Source organism: Propioniciclava sp. (assembly GCF_036744435.1).
Classification (GTDB): Bacteria; Actinomycetota; Actinomycetes; order Propionibacteriales; family Propionibacteriaceae; genus Propioniciclava.
In genome coordinates this window covers 1-3,823 of record NZ_DAIOIA010000179.1, presented here as the reverse complement: position 1 = coordinate 3,823, position 3,823 = coordinate 1, and the positions used below count along the sequence as shown (strand labels likewise).

Annotated in this window: 5 protein-coding genes; 3 read left to right on the top strand and 2 right to left on the bottom strand. The window is 69.7% G+C overall.

What is annotated here, in order from left to right; translation table 11 throughout:
- Together V7E09_RS14745 and V7E09_RS14740 are read left to right on the top strand one after the other, a co-directional pair.
- Positions 1-1,525: DUF7927 domain-containing protein (locus V7E09_RS14745; protein WP_442956901.1), on the top strand; the 1,525-nt coding region annotated here is incomplete at its 5' end.
- Positions 1,526-1,624: 99 nt separating this feature from the next.
- On the top strand, positions 1,625-2,281 hold the full coding sequence (locus tag V7E09_RS14740; protein WP_324509933.1) for a class F sortase: 657 nt from the start codon (positions 1,625-1,627) through the stop codon (positions 2,279-2,281).
- Positions 2,282-2,329: 48 nt separating this feature from the next.
- Here V7E09_RS14740 and V7E09_RS14735 read toward each other — a convergent pair whose 3' ends face one another.
- Entirely contained in the window at positions 2,330-2,995 is a 666-nt protein-coding gene (locus V7E09_RS14735; RefSeq protein WP_324509932.1) for a LysR family substrate-binding domain-containing protein, read from the bottom strand.
- A 34-nt stretch (positions 2,996-3,029) separates the two neighbouring features.
- On the opposite strand from V7E09_RS14735, the gene V7E09_RS14730 reads away from it, so the two are divergent.
- Positions 3,030-3,383: a DUF5997 family protein gene (locus V7E09_RS14730; protein ID WP_324509931.1), complete on the top strand. Its 354-nt coding sequence runs from the start codon at positions 3,030-3,032 to the stop codon at positions 3,381-3,383.
- 63 nt (positions 3,384-3,446) lie between these two features.
- Here the strand turns inward: V7E09_RS14730 and V7E09_RS14725 are convergent.
- Positions 3,447-3,823: YibE/F family protein (locus tag V7E09_RS14725; protein ID WP_324523632.1), on the bottom strand; the 377-nt coding region annotated here is incomplete at its 5' end.

The following is a 3,823-nucleotide window of genomic DNA, read 5'->3' as shown; positions in this document are numbered from 1 at the left end:
GGGCACCAACCCGAACAACCCGGACCACCCGAACGTCCCCTCCAACTGTGTGACGGGTTCGGAGCAGGACTGCACGACCACCCACACCCCGGGCGTCCCCGGCCTGGCCGTGGCGAAGTCGTCGGATCCGGCATCCGGTTCGCTGGTGAACCCAGGCCAGACGGTCACCTACACGGTGGTGGCACGCAACACGGGTGATACGCCGCTGACGAATGTGACGGTGGACGACGACCTGGCGGCGTTGCTGAACCACAGCGCCTACGTGACGGGTTCGGAGACGGCGTCGGTCGGTGCGGCTCCGACGGTGAGCGGCACGACGCTGACCTGGACGGGTGACCTGCCGGTCGACGGCACGGTGACGCTCACCTACCAGGTGACGGTCAACGCCGACGTGACGGCGGAGGACGTGCTGGTCAATCACGTGACGGGTGAGGGCACCAACCCGAACGACCCGAACCACCCGAGCGTTCCGTCGAACTGTGTGACGGGTTCGGAGGAGGACTGCACCACGTCGCACACGCCGGGCATTCCGGGGCTGACCGTGAAGAAGGCCTCGGATCCCGAGTCGGGTTCCCTGGTGAACCCGGGCCAGACGATCACCTACACCGTGGTGGCGTCCAACACGGGCAACACCAACCTGACCAACGTCACGGTGGACGACGACCTGGCGGCGGTGCTGAACCACGGCACGTACGTGGCGGGTTCGGCGACGGCGTCGACGGGTGCGGCCCCGACGGTCAGCGGCACCACTCTCACGTGGACCGGTGACCTGGCTGTCGAGGGCACGGTGACGCTCACCTACCAGGTGACGATCAACGATGACGTGACGGCCGCGGATGTGCTGGTCAATCACGTGACGGGTGAGGGAACCAACCCGAACAATCCCGACAACCCGAACGTCCCGTCGAACTGTGTGACGGGTTCGGAGCAGGACTGCACGACCAGCCACACCCCGGGGATTCCGGGGCTGGCGGTGGCGAAGTCGTCCGATCCGGCGTCCGGGGCCACGGTGAAGCCGGGCCAGACCATCACCTACACGGTGGTGGCGCGGAACACGGGCAACACCGACCTGACCAACGTGGCCGTGAAGGATGACCTGTCCGGTGTGCTGGCCCACGCGGCCTTCGTCGGCGGATCGGCATCGGCTTCGGTGGGTGCGGCTCCGACGGTGTCGGTCAGCACGTTGACCTGGACCGGCGACCTGGCCGTCGGCGAGTCCGTGACGCTCACCTACCGGGTGACCGTCAACTCGGATGTGACCGAGGCGGACACGCTGGTGAACCTCGTGGTGGGAAGCGGGGAGAACCCGAACAACCCGGGCAACCCGAGCGTCCCGTCCAACTGTGTCGCCGGCACCGAGCAGGGCTGCACCACGACGCACACCCCGACCGTTCCGACGGGTCCGTCGGTGCACACCGGCGGTGAGGCCCTTCCGGGCGGCGTGCTGTACGCGGGTCTGGCGCTGCTGGTGGTGGGTGCTGCGGGTACGACCTTCGTCCTGGCTCGGCGTAGCCGGATGGAGTGATCCACCTGGTGTGATGTGAGTCACACTGCGGCGAGGGCGGGAGGGGTCGCACCCTCCCGCCCTCGCCGCCTCCTAGGCTGGACGAGGAAGGGAGTACCCATGAGCCCGCACGATCAGGCCGCGCGCAGTCGACGCGCGCCGCGCCGCTCCGTTCTGGTGCTCTTCCTGGTGCTCTTCCTGGCGGGCGTGGTCCTCGTGGCGAGCAGCCTGGTCCTGCGGGCGGGCGCGCCGGTCGATCTCGAGGGCAACGCCGTCGCGCTGGGGGAGGGCGATGTCCCGGACGCGGGCGTCATCGCTGAGATGGACGTCGTCGCGGACAGCGGGCTGCGGTTCGCCGTCCCAGCGCTGGGGATGGACGTCCCGATGGGCGAACTGTCCGTGGTCCGCTCCGCGCTGACGCCGCCCGGTTTCGTGCAGGCCTACCGCGTCCGCAACCTCGGGGTGGGTCTTGACCAGGCTGCCGACGGGACGGTGTACGTGGTGATGCACTCGGTCAATCGCGGGTTCGCCCCGGGCAACTACCTCTTCGACGTGGCGAGCGCCACCGCCCGCGTGACGGCGGGGGACGCGATGACGGTGGGGGGCATCGACTACGTGGTGGATGGCTCGCAGCTCATCGACAAGACCGCCCTGCCGACCACGGGCACCTTGTGGACCGACGAGCCGGGACGCGTCGTCGTGATCACCTGCCTGCAGCGCACCCAGGGCCGGTCGCTGCAGAACCTGGTCATCACCGGCCACCTCGCCGCCGCCTAGGACGCGCCGCGAGCCTCCCGCTCGCGCCTGGCGGTCGCCCGGACAGGTTCAGCGGCGCCGACCGCGGCCTGTACCGGGACCCCGCCGCGGGCGGCGATCGTCGCGGCGGGCCGCCTGCCTCTGCCCGGTTCGTCCGCTGGCCCCCGCACTCCCGGACTGGGCTGCCCGCTCGGAGGCGGTACGGGAACTGTTCGCGGTCCTGCCGCGGACGACCCCGACGAACTCGGCGATCCAGGGGCGCTCGTCGTCGGCGCGCCAGGCGAGCCCGATGCGTGTGGTGGGGGCGTCGGTCACCGGCCGGTAGACCATGTCGCGTCGGCTGAACGTGCGGGCGATGGACATGGGCACCAGCAAGACGGCGTCGGCGAAGGCCGCCTGCTGGATCGCGTCCGGCGTGGGGGAAGTCAGCAGGACCTCGCCGGCCAGGTCCTCCAGGGTCAGCTCGGTGACCGCCTCAAGGGGGTGGTCCTTCGACGACCAGGCGACGCACACCTCCTCGTACAAGGGGATGAGGTGGAGCGCATCGGTGTCGAGAGGGAGCCGCACCAGGCAGAGGTCGACGGCTCCGGTGAGGAGGGCCCGCCGCTGCTCCTCCTCGGTGACCTCGATCGTCTCCAGCGGGACGCGCGGAAAGCGCTCTTCCCACACGGTGCGCCACTTACGCAGCGTCACCCCGGGGACGAACCCCACTCGAAGTCGCTGCCGTTCCGTCACGGAGGCAGGCTATCGCGCGGATACGCTGGCCCTTGTGAGCCAGACGATGAAGCCCGCGACCGCGGCAAAGAAGCTCGGCGTCTACCTGCCGGCGACCCCGGCGGAGTTCCAGGCGTCCCCGATCACGCGCGCCGACCTGGACGACCTGCGCGACGACCCGCCCGCGTGGCTGGTCGACCTGCGACGCAATGGCCCGTTCCCGCGCGACGTGGTTGCGCAGAAGCTGGGGATATCTCGTTCAGGACTGGCCCGCGGCGGCGTCACCGACGCACTGGACGCCGACCAGATCGGTGCCCTGATCGCGGACCCGCCCGCGTGGCTGGAGCACGAACGGACGGTGCATCGTGAGGTCCTGGCCGAGGAGGCCCGGCTCAAAGAGTTGTCCTGAGGTTGTGCACAGCCCTATCCACAACCTGGGGAAAACTACACACATGTAGTTCCCCCGCTTGCCTCACGCGGCGCGACGAGGACGGGCCGGGCCGGGCGCCTTGACGACTCCCGACCCCGCCACCGTGAGCGCGGCGACGCCGGTGGTGAGCGGGACGCTGAGCACCAGCCCGATGCCGCTGCCCAGGGTGCGGATGATCTCCTCGGAGAACTGCTCGGTCGACAGCAGCAGGTTCAGTGGCTGGTCGTACAGCGACAGCAGCAGCAGGAGCGACAGGGACGCGCCCGCATACGCGAACACGATCGTGTAGATGGTGGACGCGATGTGGTCGCGTCCGATCCGCATGCCCGAGGTGAACAGTTGCCGCCGCGTCAGGTGCGGGCCCGCGGCGCGGATCTCCCACACCGAAGAGGCCTGCGTAATGGTCACGTCGTTGAGGA

Excerpts from the sequence above, each read along its gene's own strand:
- V7E09_RS14740 (WP_324509933.1), top strand. The coding sequence starts at position 1,625 with ATGAGCCCGCACGATCAGGCCGCGCGCAGTCGACGCGCGCCGCGCCGC.